The sequence below is a fragment of the Bradyrhizobium mercantei genome (genome assembly GCF_001982635.1).
Taxonomy (GTDB): domain Bacteria; phylum Pseudomonadota; class Alphaproteobacteria; order Rhizobiales; family Xanthobacteraceae; genus Bradyrhizobium; species Bradyrhizobium mercantei.
In genome coordinates, this window is record NZ_MKFI01000013.1 from 19,380 (window position 1) to 31,783 (window position 12,404).

At 65.5% G+C, this 12,404-nt stretch carries 13 protein-coding genes; 8 read left to right on the plus strand and 5 right to left on the minus strand.

The window, feature by feature from the left end; translation table 11 throughout:
• Nucleotides 1–27 precede the first annotated feature (27 nt).
• Together BI327_RS39040 and BI327_RS39045 are read right to left on the minus strand one after the other, a co-directional pair.
• Nucleotides 28–1,587, minus strand: a complete 1,560-nt coding sequence (locus tag BI327_RS39040; protein ID WP_076866961.1) for an ABC transporter permease/substrate-binding protein — start codon at nt 1,585–1,587, stop codon at nt 28–30.
• Complete coding sequence (locus BI327_RS39045; protein WP_076866962.1) at nt 1,584–2,372, minus strand: ATP-binding cassette domain-containing protein; 789 nt, start codon at nt 2,370–2,372, stop codon at nt 1,584–1,586. The genes BI327_RS39040 and BI327_RS39045 overlap by 4 nt, the downstream gene beginning before the upstream one ends.
• 69 nt (nt 2,373–2,441) lie before the next feature.
• Here BI327_RS39045 and BI327_RS39050 point away from each other — a divergent pair, with 69 nt between their 5' ends.
• The 3 genes from BI327_RS39050 to BI327_RS42100 are packed head-to-tail and all read left to right on the plus strand — an operon-like array spanning nt 2,442 to nt 4,703.
• Nucleotides 2,442–3,773 (plus strand): YcaO-like family protein, encoded by a 1,332-nt coding sequence (locus BI327_RS39050; protein ID WP_083742401.1) that lies wholly within the window; start codon nt 2,442–2,444, stop codon nt 3,771–3,773.
• Nucleotides 3,770–4,465 (plus strand): TfuA-like protein, encoded by a 696-nt coding sequence (locus BI327_RS39055; protein WP_076866964.1) that lies wholly within the window; start codon nt 3,770–3,772, stop codon nt 4,463–4,465. Before BI327_RS39050 ends, BI327_RS39055 begins: the two co-directional genes overlap by 4 nt.
• Nucleotides 4,466–4,493: 28 nt before the next feature.
• A complete protein-coding gene (locus BI327_RS42100) occupies nt 4,494–4,703 on the plus strand; it encodes an Os1348 family NHLP clan protein (RefSeq protein WP_143271780.1) in 210 nt (69 codons plus the stop codon).
• Nucleotides 4,704–4,745: 42 nt separating this feature from the next.
• On the opposite strand, the gene BI327_RS39060 is transcribed toward BI327_RS42100, so the two are convergent.
• Complete coding sequence (locus BI327_RS39060; protein ID WP_076866965.1) at nt 4,746–5,246, minus strand: hypothetical protein; 501 nt, start codon at nt 5,244–5,246, stop codon at nt 4,746–4,748.
• Nucleotides 5,247–5,492: 246 nt separating this feature from the next.
• Between BI327_RS39060 and BI327_RS39065 the strand changes: the two genes are divergently transcribed.
• The gene (locus BI327_RS39065; RefSeq protein WP_076866966.1) at nt 5,493–8,471 is read left to right on the plus strand and encodes an ATP-binding protein; all 2,979 of its coding nucleotides are present in this window, start codon (nt 5,493–5,495) and stop codon (nt 8,469–8,471) included.
• A gap of 41 nt (nt 8,472–8,512) precedes the next feature.
• Here the strand turns inward: BI327_RS39065 and BI327_RS39070 are convergent, their stop codons facing one another.
• Nucleotides 8,513–8,728 (minus strand): hypothetical protein, encoded by a 216-nt coding sequence (locus tag BI327_RS39070; protein WP_076866967.1) that lies wholly within the window; start codon nt 8,726–8,728, stop codon nt 8,513–8,515.
• Nucleotides 8,729–8,958: 230 nt separating this feature from the next.
• Here BI327_RS39070 and BI327_RS39075 point away from each other — a divergent pair, with 230 nt between their 5' ends.
• From BI327_RS39075 to BI327_RS39090, 4 genes are all read left to right on the plus strand, one after another.
• Complete coding sequence (locus BI327_RS39075) at nt 8,959–9,795, plus strand: metal-dependent phosphohydrolase (protein ID WP_076866968.1); 837 nt, start codon at nt 8,959–8,961, stop codon at nt 9,793–9,795.
• A 125-nt stretch (nt 9,796–9,920) separates the two neighbouring features.
• Complete coding sequence (locus BI327_RS39080) at nt 9,921–10,631, plus strand: hypothetical protein (RefSeq protein ID WP_245335066.1); 711 nt, start codon at nt 9,921–9,923, stop codon at nt 10,629–10,631.
• Between the two features lie 41 nt (nt 10,632–10,672).
• A complete protein-coding gene (locus BI327_RS39085; protein ID WP_076866969.1) occupies nt 10,673–10,945 on the plus strand; it encodes a DUF3551 domain-containing protein in 273 nt (90 codons plus the stop codon).
• Nucleotides 10,946–11,062: 117 nt separating this feature from the next.
• The gene (locus tag BI327_RS39090; protein WP_076866970.1) at nt 11,063–11,338 is read left to right on the plus strand and encodes a DUF3551 domain-containing protein; all 276 of its coding nucleotides are present in this window, start codon (nt 11,063–11,065) and stop codon (nt 11,336–11,338) included.
• Between the two features lie 39 nt (nt 11,339–11,377).
• Here BI327_RS39090 and BI327_RS39095 read toward each other — a convergent pair whose 3' ends face one another.
• Complete coding sequence (locus BI327_RS39095) at nt 11,378–12,301, minus strand: ketopantoate reductase family protein (RefSeq protein ID WP_076866971.1); 924 nt, start codon at nt 12,299–12,301, stop codon at nt 11,378–11,380.
• Between the last annotated feature and the right edge of the window lie 103 nt (nt 12,302–12,404).

Below are 12,404 nucleotides of genomic sequence, written 5' to 3' on the forward strand. Positions count from 1 at the left end.
GCCGCTCCTCGCAATGACGGTGTGGTCCTATTTTGGCCCGACCTTCTCCCACAGCCAGCGCGCCACGGCGTCGGGCGACGATGATGCGTCATTGCCTGACGCGCGCAGGTTCGCCTCGCGCATCGCGGCGATGCCGATTTTGCCGAGCAGCGGCTGCAGCGCCGCCTTGAAGGCCTCGTCATCGCGCCGTTGCGGCGACAGCAGCACGATCGCGTCATAGGGCGGGATCGCGTGCCTGTCGTCCGCGAGCGTGACGAGGTCGTATTTCGCGATCAGCCCGTCGCTGGTGTAGCCGGCGATGACGTCGACCTCGCCCGAGGCGACCGCGGCATACATGAAATCCGGTTGCATCGTCCGCTGGGCGCGGAATGTCAGCCCATAGGCCTTCCGGATGCCGGCCCATTCCGGCCGCGAGAAGAACTCATAGTCGCCGGCGATCGACATCGTCGCGGCGCGCGACGCGAGGTCGGCGATCGAATGGATGCCGAGCTCGTCGGCGCGCTTTCTCGGCATCACCAGCGCATAGGCATTCTCGAAGCCGAGCTCGCCGAACAGCGTGATGTTCTGCTTGCCGAGCGTCGTCTTCAATTCGCCCAGCAGCTCGGCGCGGGGCCTGACGTCGGTGTGGTGGAACTGGTTGGCCCACAGCGTACCGGAATAGTCGACATAGACGTCGATATCGCCGGCTGCGAGCGCGTCGAAGATCACGTTGGAGCCGAGGCCGGCGCGGGTGGTGGCCGGTAGTCCGGCCGATTGCAGGCGCTGTGCGAGCAGCGCCGACAGCACATATTGCTCGGTGAATGTCTTGGCGCCGACCACATAGCGCGCATGCGGACGCGCGAGCGCGGGCACCAGCGTCACCGCGATCAGGGCCGCGATGCCGAGCCCGCCGAACGCGGTGCGGGTCCGGCTGCGGTTGCGCAGGCCGTTCTCGATCAGCGCCAGCAACTGGTCGACGACCAGCGCGAGCACCGCGGCGGCGAAGCAGCCGAACAGCACGAACACCCAGTTCTGGGTTTGCAGTCCCGCGAAGATGTAGTTGCCGAGGCTGGTCTGGCCGATCGGCGTCGACAGCGTCGCGGTGCCGATCACCCACACCGCGGCGGTGCGGATCCCCGCCATCATGACCGGCAGCGCCAGCGGCAGTTCGACCATGGTGAGCGATTGCCGTGGCGTCATGCCAACGCCCTGGGCGGCCTCCAGCACGGCGGGGTCGACGCCGGATAGCCCGGTGATGGTGTTGCGCAACACCGGCAGCATCGAATAGAGCGCGAGCGCCAGCACCGCGGGCAGGAAGCCGAAGGCGGAGAAGCTGAAGCCGAGCCAGGTCGCGGTCAGCGCAGCGAGCGCCAGCAACAGCGGATAGAACAGCGCAAGCAGCGCGAGGCCGGGCACCGTCTGCACGACGCTGGCAAGCCCGAGCAGCGCCGTGCGCAACACCGGCCGGTTGCGGGCGGCGATCGCGAGCGGCAGGCTGACCAGAAGCCCGAGCGCCAGTGCGGTGACGCTGACCCGCACATGACTGCCGAGATAATCGGGCAGATGTGCAAGCGCCTCGCTCCAGCGTGGATCGGCCGACGGGCTCATGCCGTGCCGTCCCGCGGCAGCAATGCGCCCAGGCGCTCCGCCTGGCGCCGCGGCGTGCGCAAGAGTTCGCCGACATAGCTGTCGGTGCTGGCCGACAGTTCCGCGGGCGTGCCCTGCGCCAGCAGCTTGCCGCCATGCATCACAGCGACCCGGTCGGCCAGCAGCAGCGCCTCGGTCATGTCGTGGGTGATCATGACCGTGGTCAGGCCGAGCGCGCGGTGCAGCGTCCGGTAGTCGTCGCCGAGCGCGTCGCGGGTCAGCGGATCGAGCGCGCCGAACGGCTCGTCCATCAGCACGATGCGCGGCTTCGCCGCCAGCGCACGCGCGACGCCGACGCGCTGCCGCTGGCCGCCGGACAGCTCGTGCGGCAGCCGGTCGCGATATTGTGCGCGGTCGAGCCGCACCAGGTCGAGCAGTTCGTCGACCCGCGCCGAAATCTCCGCCTGCGGCCAGCCGAGCAGCTTGGGCGTGATGCCGATATTGCCGGCGACGGAAAGATGCGGAAACAGCCCGCCGCTCTGGAAGACATAGCCGATGCGCCGCCGCAGCTGGATCGGGTCGATGCGGCTGACATCGTCGCCCTCGACGGCGATCCGCCCTCGGTCGGCTTCGATCAGGCGGTTGGCCAGCCGCAGCAGCGTCGTCTTGCCGGAGCCGGAGCCGCCGACGATAGCCAGGAATTCACCCTCGGCCACGTCGAGCGAGACGTCGTCGACCGCCACCACGCGACCATCGTCAAAACTCTTGCCGACATGCGCGTAGGCAATCAGCGGCGTTGCGGGCATTCGGTCCTGTCCCTCCCAGGGGGGCCGCCTGGTCACCGGATCGGTTGTGGCGTGCACATCTGATCTATTATGCTGTCGGCAGCGTTGACGGAAGGGCGGCGAAGGGCAGCGATGAGCGCCGATCAGTGCAGTTACGACTACTGGCTCGGCGCCAGGGAACTCAAGTACAGCGCCGCCGGCGTGGAGCGTTCCGTCAAGCCGGCCGCCACGATCCGGCGGGCGCGGGCCGTCCTCGATATCATCGGCGTCACCAAGGTCGCCGACGTGACCGACCTGGACCGGATCGGCATTCCGAACTTCACGGCAGTGCGGCCGCACGATGCCGGACCCGGCATCTCCTATTACAGCGGCAAGGGGACGACGCGAGACCAGGCTCATGCGGGTGCGCTGATGGAGGCGGTCGAGCGGCATGCGGCCGAATGGTACGACGGTCCGATAACCGCCGCGTCCCACGCCAATCTGCGCGAACAAGGTGCTTGTGTGGACCCGCGTCACATTCATGTGCCGACGGTCCGCGATTATAGCGAGAAGCTGCGCCTGGAGTGGGCACAGGGGTTCGACCTGATCGGTCGCTGTCCCACATACGTGCCGGTCAACTGCCTGCTGGCGCCTTACCGTCCCTATTTGGGGGCGCTGCTGTTCTATTCGAGCACCAACGGTCTCGCCTCCGGCAACACCAGGATCGACGCGCTTTGCCACGCGCTGTGCGAGGTGATCGAGCGCGACACGACCGCGCTGGCGATGGCGGAAGCGTTGGTTGGGCCGGCAGTGGCCGCAACTCTCTCCGAGATCGGATTTGACGTCCGCCAATCGCCGGAGCCCGCGGACGCGCCGCTGATCGCGCTTCGAAGCCTGCCCCGTCAGGCGGCGGCGCTGGTCCGCAAGATGCAGCGCGCCGGCATCGAGGTCGAGCTGCGGAATTTGACGTCCGCGATCGGGATTCCGACGATCGACTGCATCATCACCGAACGGGATGGTCCGGCGGGTGTCGCGGTCGCCTATGGCGGGGCCGGCACCCATCCCGACGCGCGTATCGCGTTGACCCGCGCGCTGACCGAAGCCGCGCAATCGCGGGTGACCGGAATTCATGGTGGCCGGGAGGACATTCCGGATTACGCATCCGCCGTTCCGCGCCCCGCACCGGAGCCCGGTCATTCAGCGATCAGCTTCGGCGAGATTCCGTCACGCGAGCATGCCACCGTAAACGAGGACGTCGAGTTCATCATTGACCGGATGCGTAACGCCGGGTTCGATCAGGCCGTCGCATTCGATCTCACGCGGGCGGAGGTCGGAATTCCGGTGGTACGGGTTGTCGTGCCGCGCGCCGAATCGTGGACGCTCTTCATTGAGCATGGCGGCCGTGCGAGTCTGGGGCCTCGGGCGTTGCGGCAGATCACATGAACCAGACCGCTGTGCCGATGGTCGATCCGCAGGCTTCGCTGAAGATGATCGTGTTTGCCGGTCCATCGATCAGCGAGACCGAGCTGCGCAAGCATGCAGTTGCCGCCCATGCGCCCCCGGTCCGGCGGGGTGATCTCGCAATGGCCGACGACTACGACATCATCGTGATCCTCGATGGCGAGTTCGGCCAGAGCATGTCGGTGTCGCCCAAGGAGATCCTGGGTCTGCTCGCGCGCGGAAAGACTGTGATCGGCGCGTCGAGCATGGGGGCGCTCCGCGCATCCGAGCTCGACCGCTGCGGCATGATCGGGGTCGGCTGGGTGTACGAGTATTTCCGCCGGAGCGCGGTTCGCCGCGACGCCGATGTCGCCCTGGTCTATTCGCCGTTCGACATGAAGGCGATGACGGTGCCGATGGTCGATCTCGAATTCTGGATGGAGGGTGCGGCGCGAGCGGGCCTGGCGTCGCGCAAGGACGGGGTTCGCCTGCTCAAGGCGGCCAGGAGCATCTTCTATGCCGATCGAACGCCGGACCGGTTGATGGACGCGCTGCACCGCGCCGCGGGTGCCCAGATGCTCGAAGCGCTGCTCGGGTTCTCGGACGGAGCCGTTCCAAGTGTCAAATCGCTCGACGCGGTCGAGGCGGTTCGTTTCGGAGCGTCATTGGTCGCGCGCGGCCGGCGGGACGGGTAGCGCGCCGGGGACGGGAAGGGGGCGGCAATTGGACGTCGACACGCTTTCAACACCGAGCCGGCAATTGAAGGAGCTGCTCGGCAGGGCGCTGCTGGACGACGAATTGCGCGCGCGGTTGCTCGCCGATCCCGGCGCAGTCGCGCGGGAGCTCGATCTTGCTCCCGCCGAGGCCCGCGCCCTCACGCGGCTCGACCATGCAGCCTTCGAGCAGCGGGCTGCCCGACTGCGACAGGTCTGAGGCCGCGCGAGCGGCGGCAGATTTGTTCAGGGTGTTTCCTGATCAGGATGTTTTGGGCGGGCAACACATCGTGAACCGAAGCAGGGTCGGACGGAGGCTGTCTGCCGCATATTCCCATTCCAGCTTGACCTCATGCACCTTGGCGCCCGTCGGCAGGTCTTCGACGTCGACAATGATGCAGATCGGATCCGGTTCCGAGTTGAAACACTTGCGAAGGCAGGCGTCCAGCAACGCACATCGTGTCAGCGGGACGACGTCGGGCTCGTCCAACGATAGCGGCGTCGTATTGGGCTGGTTGGTGAGATCGAGACGGGCTTGCCCCATCTCCTTGGTCCAGTACTGGCCGGCCCCGAACGGCCAGTCTTTCAGCGGTGACAAGACCGGCTGATACTGCCCGTACTCCATGGTCGCCATGTGGATCTGGTTCGAGGCCTTGAGCTTGGCCACGCTCGCTCTCATGGCGTCGATCGGATGGTAGAGCTGGTTCATATGATCTTTGAACTGCTGATTGTTGTAGATCGCGCCGCCGAATTTGGTGGGCATAATCGGGGATCCTTTCGAAACAAAAGCGTGATGGCACTACCGCGGGAAGTCTACGCAAGGTTGCGCGGTTGGCAATACCGCGTTGTGGGAGCGCCCGAACGACGGGTATGTCATTGACATGACACGTCTCGCGGGGGCTTGTCCGACCGGTTCGGCTACGTCACAATTGATTAACATCCCTGTCAGAAGGGCCGCCGAGCATCCGCTCGGAATGCGTCTGCCGACGTAACCGCAATAGCAGGCTGGATGGTGGACCCCGATAGCGAACGGAAGTTCGTGACAATTCTCCGCGCGGATGTGGTTCAGTCGACGGGTCTCATTGCCGAGCTCGAACCTGAGCAGGCGGTGTCGCGCCTCGAGCCTGCGTTGGTGGCGATGCGGGCTGCCGTGCGCCAGTTCGGCGGTATTGTCAGCAAGGAACTGGGCGATGGCCTGGCAGCCGTCTTTGGTGCGCCGATCGCCGACGACAACCACGCACCGTTGGCCTGCCACGCGGCCATCGAACTGGTCCGGCGGGTGGAGAGCCTCGGCGATCCGAGCCTGCAGGTCCGCGTCGGGCTCCATTCCGGTCTCGTGGTGACGTATGTGGTCGCCAGCGAATTCTCCAAGGTCTACGAGATCGGTGGTGCGGCGCAACATCTTGCCGCCAGACTGGAGTCGGTCGCGGAAGCCGGTCAGATCTACGCGTCGGAGGCCTGCCAGAAGCTTTGCGAAGGACACGTGCGCTTCGAGTTCCTGGGAACGCGGGACCTGCGGGGCTTCGCGGACCCGACCCCGGTCTATCGGGTTGTCGGAGCAAGCGATCTGTCGAGTTGGCGTGTGCGCAAGGCGCGTAGTGTTTCCCGGTTCGTGGGTCGCTTGGGAGAGACCGAACAACTTAGGGACTTCGCCGAGGCCGCGAGGAGCAACGGCCGAACCGTTTGTCTGAGCGGCGATCCCGGCATCGGGAAATCGCGTCTGGTCCACGAGCTTGTTCAGGAGCTCGAGGGCGAAGGTTGGAAGATTGTCGAAGCCGAATGCAGTCCCAATTTGCAGAGTTCGCCATTTGCGGCGCTCAAGCGATTGTTGCTGTCCGTCCTCGGCCCCGCGAAGGGGAGTTACACCCACGGCAGCGGAGGGGATCTGCGGTCGGGATTGCCCGCGGTCATGCGAACGGCGATCGATGCCGTGCTCGACCTGCCGATCGCGGACGCGCACTGGGAGCGGCTGGAGCCTCAGTTGCGCGGGCGAGCGATCTGCGATGCCACCTGCGCGCTGATCGAGAAGCTCGCGTGGCAGAAGCCCACGGTGCTGCTGATCGAGGACGTCCACTGGGTCGACCGCGCCAGCGATGCCGCGATGGCCGCCCTGGCGTCGCTGCGCGTCCGAAATCTGCTGATTATCATCACCAGCCGGACCAATGGCCTCCCGGATTGGGTCGATCGAGGCTCTGCCGAGCGGGTCGTTCTGCGGCCCCTCGAGGAGGGGGCAGGATTGGCCATGCTCGACGCAATTCTGGGAATCTCGGCGACCACGCTTGATCTGAAGAGCCGGATCATGCGTCACACCGCCAATGTCCCGCTGTTCATCGAAGAAGTCTGTCGCGGCCTCAAGGAGACCGAGGTTCTCCAGGGACAATGGGGCGCGCTGGTCCTCGCGCAACCGATCAACGAATTGGGAATTCCTGCCAATATCCAGGGGGTGATCGCGTCGCGTCTCGACCGCTTGTCGCGAGAGGAGCATTCGCTCATGCAGACCGCGGCCGCGCTCGGTCCGCGCTCGACCTTGAGTACGCTCCGCGACGCCGCCGAACTTCCCGATGCCTTGTTGCAGAGCTGTCTCGCCACACTCGACGGCGCCGAACTGTTCGTCAGGGCAGGCGACCTTTCCGGGGAATCCTTCGAGTTCCGCCACGACATGGTACGCCAGGTCACCTACGACACGATGGTCCAGCGCACGCGCGAACGGATCCACACGCGCATTCTTTCGGTGCTGGAACGTGACGACAGCCTGCGAGAGGAGCCCGACAAGCTCTGCTATCATGCGACGCGCGCGAAGGATTGGCCGAAGGCCTTTACCTATGGACGCATCATCGCCCGGAAATGCGTCGGCCGCTCTGCATTCGCCGATGCGGCCACGCATTTCGAGATTGCGATGGATGCGCTCGACCGAACGCCGATTTCCCATGAGCGGGAGGCCGAGGCCGTCGACTTGCGCATCGAGGCCCGGATGGCCTTCATGGGATCCGGCAGGGTTTCGGAATGGCTCGATCTCGGAAAGGAGGCCGAGCGACGCTCTGATTCCATCGGCGATATCGGGCGCAAGGTCGCGGCGATGACGATCCGCTCGGCGGCGCAGAATTTCTACGGCGCGGCGGTCGACGCGGTCGCCACCGGCGAGCAGGTGGTTCATCTCGCGGAGGAATGGGGCAATGTCGGATGGCTCAATCTCGCCGAATACGGCCTTGGCCAGGCCTACCATCTGTGTGGTCGTTATCGCGAAGCCGAACAGTCGCTCGGACGCGCTTGCGCTCGATTGATGGGACCCGAGCCCAGTGCGCCGATCGGGACCACACCAAAATATCTCCTCCTGGTATGCTGCATGATGAAGGCGATCGCGCACACGGCGCTCGGGGAATTCGATGAGGCTGAGGCGTTTCAGCGGCGGGCGGATGAAATCGCCGATGAAAGCGGACGTCCGTTCGACCGCGTAGCGGCCGCCTATAGCGGCGGCAGCCTGATCCTTGCACGTCAGGATCCGGCGGCTGCAGCGATCCTGCTCGATGATGCGTTTGCACTGGCGCAGGAGCATGGCGTGCGGATTTTCGCTCCGGTCATCGGCAGCCAGCGCGGTATGGCCTACCTCGAGCAGGACAGGGTGGACGATGCCTGCGCCATTCTATCGGAAGCGCGCGAGACCGCGCGCGAGGTGGGCTACACCTCGACCGTCGTTCGCAGTTCGGCGTTCCTGGCCGTGGCTCTCAGCCGGAGAGGTGAATTGGCCGACGCACAGAGAATGGTCCGCGACGCCCGCAACATAGCCCGGCAGCAGGGGTTTCGCGGACTGGAGGCCGAGGCCCTGTATTACGAAGCCGTGATCGCACCTGCGACCAGCGAGGATGATCGGGCTCCACTGGTTCGCACCTTGCAGGCCTGCATCGCGCTTGCGACCGAGTGCGAGGCTCATCCGTTGCGCGCGAAAGCAGAGGCGCTGTTCGACAAGATGTTTGCTTCGATGCGCAACTGAGGCCCGACCGGCCCGCCGTGTGAGGTCCTACACCTCGTACATCACACTTCGTTCTTGGGTACGTATTTGCCCATGATGCACTTATAACTCTGTAGGTGCCACTCATGGTACGGGCCCTTGGCGAGCCAATCGGCGATGCCGATCTGCGCATTCACTGCGCAGGCGCCCATGGTGATGCCGGATTGATCGCTGTTGGTGACGACCTTTTCCATGCAGAGCTGAGCATTGCAGAGGATGGCGACGAGCGTAACAAGCATGATGGTGTTTATCCGTAGGATTAACCCGGTCTGAACCGAATCATGCACGGTTCATGCCATTATCAGCGACTTTGGTGTCGCAGCCGACAAGACCGGGATAGTACGGCTGAGCGAATCACACGCTCGCCAGCGCGTAGCCGCACGCCCGCAGATACGCTATAGTTGCTCCCCAACTACGACGTGAGATCGGGGGCGGGCGAGGAAACGTTGCGCGGTCTGGGGCTGCATCGATGATGACGTTACCTGAGTTGGCGGCGGGTGCTTTGGAGAAGTTTCTCGCCACCTGGGTCAGCCGCACCTTCGGCGCTTCGCAGGCGCGCTTCGGTGAACTGCTGCCGGCTGCGGCGCGTATCGCGCTGGAATGCATCGGCAACAGCGACGCGCTCTATCACAATGTCGAGCACACGATGCTGGTCACGCTCGCCGGGCACGACATCATCCGCGGCCGCGCGCTGCACACCCACGTCACCGCCGAAGATTACACCCACACGATCATCGCCTGCCTGACCCACGACATCGGCTATGTGCGCGGTTTGCTGAAGGGCGATGGGCCGGATGGTTACGTCATCGATGCCGCCGGCAACAAGGTGGTGCTGCCGCGCGGCTCGTCGGATGCCGGCCTGATGCCCTATCATGTCGACCGCTCGAAGCTCTATGTGCTGGACAGGCTCGAGGCGGTGCTTCCGCTCGATCGCGAGCGCGTCGCGCGCAACATCGAGGGCACGCGGTTTCCGGCGCCCGAAGGCCAGCAATATGACGACGAGGCGGCGATCGTGCGGGCGGCCGATTTCATCGGGCAGCTCGGCGATCCCAACTACATCCGGAAAGCCAACGCGCTCTATCACGAGTTCGAGGAAGTCGGCATCAACCGCCAGCTCGGTTATGAATCGCCGGCCGATATCGTCGACCGCTATCCGCAGTTCTACTGGAACATGGTTGCGCCGCACATCCAGGGCGCCATCAATTGCCTGAACATGACGGCAAGCGGCCGTCAGTGGATCGCGAACCTCTACAGCAACGTCTTCCGCGCCGAGCGCGAGGTGACCTTGTCCGGCCCGCAGATCTAACCCCAGCAGCCAGGGCCGCGGCCTTTCAGCACGGATTGCGTTGCGTTCCCCGCGCGTTTTGCGGGTGTCCACATTTAGGCCTGCTTCATCGTTGCACAGTCGGTCGAAATCAGCGACCTTGGGCCATGGACCTCCCGAACGACCGTGTTTTCGACCGCTTCAGCATGATCTCCCGTTTCGCTCAATTGATTGTGGCTGCCGTCGCCTGCTGGCCTGCGCTCGCAATGGCCGCGGGCCCGGTCTACGACGTCGACCTGTATGCGTTGATGTCCGGCACCTGCCGCAACGTCACCGTCGCGGGCCGCAACTACACCTGCAAGGCCGTCGCCTATTTCCACACCTTGCGCGGCCGTTCCGAATTCACCGTGGTGCTCGACGATCCCGCCGACAAGAGCCACATCATCTCGTTCTCCGGCGAGAGCACCGAGCGCACCCAGGACAATCTGTTCGAGCTCGCGGTCGACCGCATGCTCTTGAAGTCGAGCGACCGCCCGCGGGTCGACGGCCTGCCGGTGCCGCTGGTCGAGATGTCGACGGGCTCCTGCCGTCAGGTCGGCAGTTTCATCACGCGCCAGGTGTCCACCATCACCTGCGCCGCCACCGACCAGGGCGGCAAGAAGTACGAGCTGAGCTTTGAGTCCGACGGCTCGCCGATGACGCTGCGCCGGTTGCGGCAATCCACGCTGCCGTCGGACCGGCAACGGGCCCGCCAGATCGCGCAGCTCGAATGCCGTCTCAAGGCGCGTGCCGCACAGGTTCTGCCGCGGGACACCACGGCCTTCATGATCCGCTGCCTCGGCGAAGGCGACGGCAAGCCGGCCGACGAGCAGCGATAGAAGCGCGCCCGGCGTGCCGGACCAGGCTCGAGGAGAATGCGATGCGCCTGACATTCACCATCATCGCCGCCGTCGGCGTTTGCATCGCCGGGCCCGCTACCGCGCAAATGTACGATCCGAATTATCCGGTCTGCATGGAAGTCTATGAAGGCCGGCTGACGCCCGAATACGTCGATTGCAGCTTCACGTCGCTTCCGCAGTGCCAGGCAACGGCCTCGGGACGTTCGGCGACATGCTCGGTCAATCCGTTCTACAAAGGTCCCAAGACGGCCCCGAAGGAGCGGCGGCAACGACAGCGCCAGCCCGGCAACTAGCGCGCTTGCGTATCTCGATCGCGTGCCTGCGAGCATACGCATGGCCGTTGCGTTGCTGGCGCTGTTGACTAACTCTGGCAGTTGTGAGGAAACGGTCCGAACGACAAGGAGACGTCGATGCGCCTGAAGCTGTTCGCGGTCGCCGCGTTTGCGGTCACCCTGACCGGGCCTGCCGCCGGGCAGGCCTATGATCCGAACTATCCGGTGTGCATGCACGTCTATGGCGGCCGGGCGGCCGGCGGAAACTACATCGATTGCAGCTTCACCTCGATCCCGCAGTGCCAGGCGAGCGCATCGGGCCGTGGCGCGATGTGCTCGGTCAATCCCTTCTTCGCTCCGCCGCCGCCTCCGAGCCGCCGGACGTATCGTGGACGGCATCATCGCACTTACTGACGCGGGAGCAGCCGTTCCCGCGCCGGCGATGAAGCGCGGTCAGGACGGCGCGCCCATCGTGTAGGGCTTCAGCACCGCATAGAGCATGCTGTGCGTCGGCGTCGCCACGCCGAGCTTGCGGCCGAGCTCGACCACCTTGCCGTTCAGCCAGGGCAGTTCGAGCCGGTTGCCGCGCTCGAGGTCGAGCGCCATCGAGGCCTTCATTGCCGGCGGCGCGTGCCCGATGAAGTCGAGCACCTTGGCAAGCGGGTCCGGCGGCAGCTTGATGCCGCTGGCGTGGGCGATCGCGATGATCTCCTCGCAGGCCGACACGAACAGCGGACGCAGGTCGGGATCGTCGCGCAGCCTGCCGATCGGCTGGCGCGTGACCGCGGTCATGCCGGCATTGGTGGCGAGGCCAATGAACTTCATCCAGAGCTCGGTGTTGATCTGCTCGCTCAGCGTGGCGTCGAAGCCGGCCTTCAGGCAGAGCTCGAGCAGCGCCTTGCCGCGCGGCGTGATGCGGCCGTCGAGCTCGCCGAAGATCATGCGCATGAAGGTGCCGACCTGGTTGATCACGCCGGCCTTGATGATCGAGGCTGAGATCTGCGCCACGCCGCCCATCACGGCGTTGCGGCCGAGGATCGGGATCAGCCGGTCGGGCGCGTCGATGCCGTTCTGGAGCGGGATCACGGCGGTGCCGGGACCGACCATCGGCTTGATGCGCTCGCCGGCGCTTTCGACGTCCCACAGCTTGACGCAGAACAGCACGATATCGACCGGGCCGACGCGTGCGGGATCGTCGGTCGCCTGGGTCGGGACCAGATGGGTTTCGCCGCGGCCGCCCTGAACCTTCAGCCCCTCGCTCTGCATGGCGGCGAGGTGGGCGCCGCGCGCGATAAAGGTGACGTCGGCGCCGGCATGCGCGAGCGCCGCGCCAAAGCCGCCCCCGACGCCGCCGGCCCCCACCACTGCGATCCGCATGACCTGTCTCCCTGTTCGCCACTTTGGCCGGCAGCCTCGACGATGTCGGATCAATGTGCAACCCCGGTTGCGCAGCGCGCAACCCGGCTGCGCTGAAAACCGC

What these genes read in the sequence shown, in the direction of transcription:
- BI327_RS39045 (WP_076866962.1), bottom strand. Translation starts at nt 2,372, where the DNA reads ATGCCCGCAACGCCGCTGATTGCCTACGCGCATGTCGGCAAGAGTTTT.
- BI327_RS39095 (WP_076866971.1), bottom strand. Translation starts at nt 12,301, where the DNA reads ATGCGGATCGCAGTGGTGGGGGCCGGCGGCGTCGGGGGCGGCTTTGGC.
- BI327_RS39085 (WP_076866969.1), top strand. Translation starts at nt 10,673, where the DNA reads ATGCGCCTGACATTCACCATCATCGCCGCCGTCGGCGTTTGCATCGCC.
- BI327_RS39060 (WP_076866965.1), bottom strand. Translation starts at nt 5,246, where the DNA reads ATGCCCACCAAATTCGGCGGCGCGATCTACAACAATCAGCAGTTCAAA.
- BI327_RS39065 (WP_076866966.1), top strand. Translation starts at nt 5,493, where the DNA reads ATGGTGGACCCCGATAGCGAACGGAAGTTCGTGACAATTCTCCGCGCG.
- BI327_RS39055 (WP_076866964.1), top strand. Translation starts at nt 3,770, where the DNA reads ATGAACCAGACCGCTGTGCCGATGGTCGATCCGCAGGCTTCGCTGAAG.
- BI327_RS39050 (WP_083742401.1), top strand. Translation starts at nt 2,442, where the DNA reads ATGCTGTCGGCAGCGTTGACGGAAGGGCGGCGAAGGGCAGCGATGAGC.
- BI327_RS39040 (WP_076866961.1), bottom strand. Translation starts at nt 1,587, where the DNA reads ATGAGCCCGTCGGCCGATCCACGCTGGAGCGAGGCGCTTGCACATCTG.
- BI327_RS39090 (WP_076866970.1), top strand. Translation starts at nt 11,063, where the DNA reads ATGCGCCTGAAGCTGTTCGCGGTCGCCGCGTTTGCGGTCACCCTGACC.
- BI327_RS39080 (WP_245335066.1), top strand. Translation starts at nt 9,921, where the DNA reads ATGGACCTCCCGAACGACCGTGTTTTCGACCGCTTCAGCATGATCTCC.
- BI327_RS39070 (WP_076866967.1), bottom strand. Translation starts at nt 8,728, where the DNA reads ATGCTTGTTACGCTCGTCGCCATCCTCTGCAATGCTCAGCTCTGCATG.
- BI327_RS39075 (WP_076866968.1), top strand. Translation starts at nt 8,959, where the DNA reads ATGATGACGTTACCTGAGTTGGCGGCGGGTGCTTTGGAGAAGTTTCTC.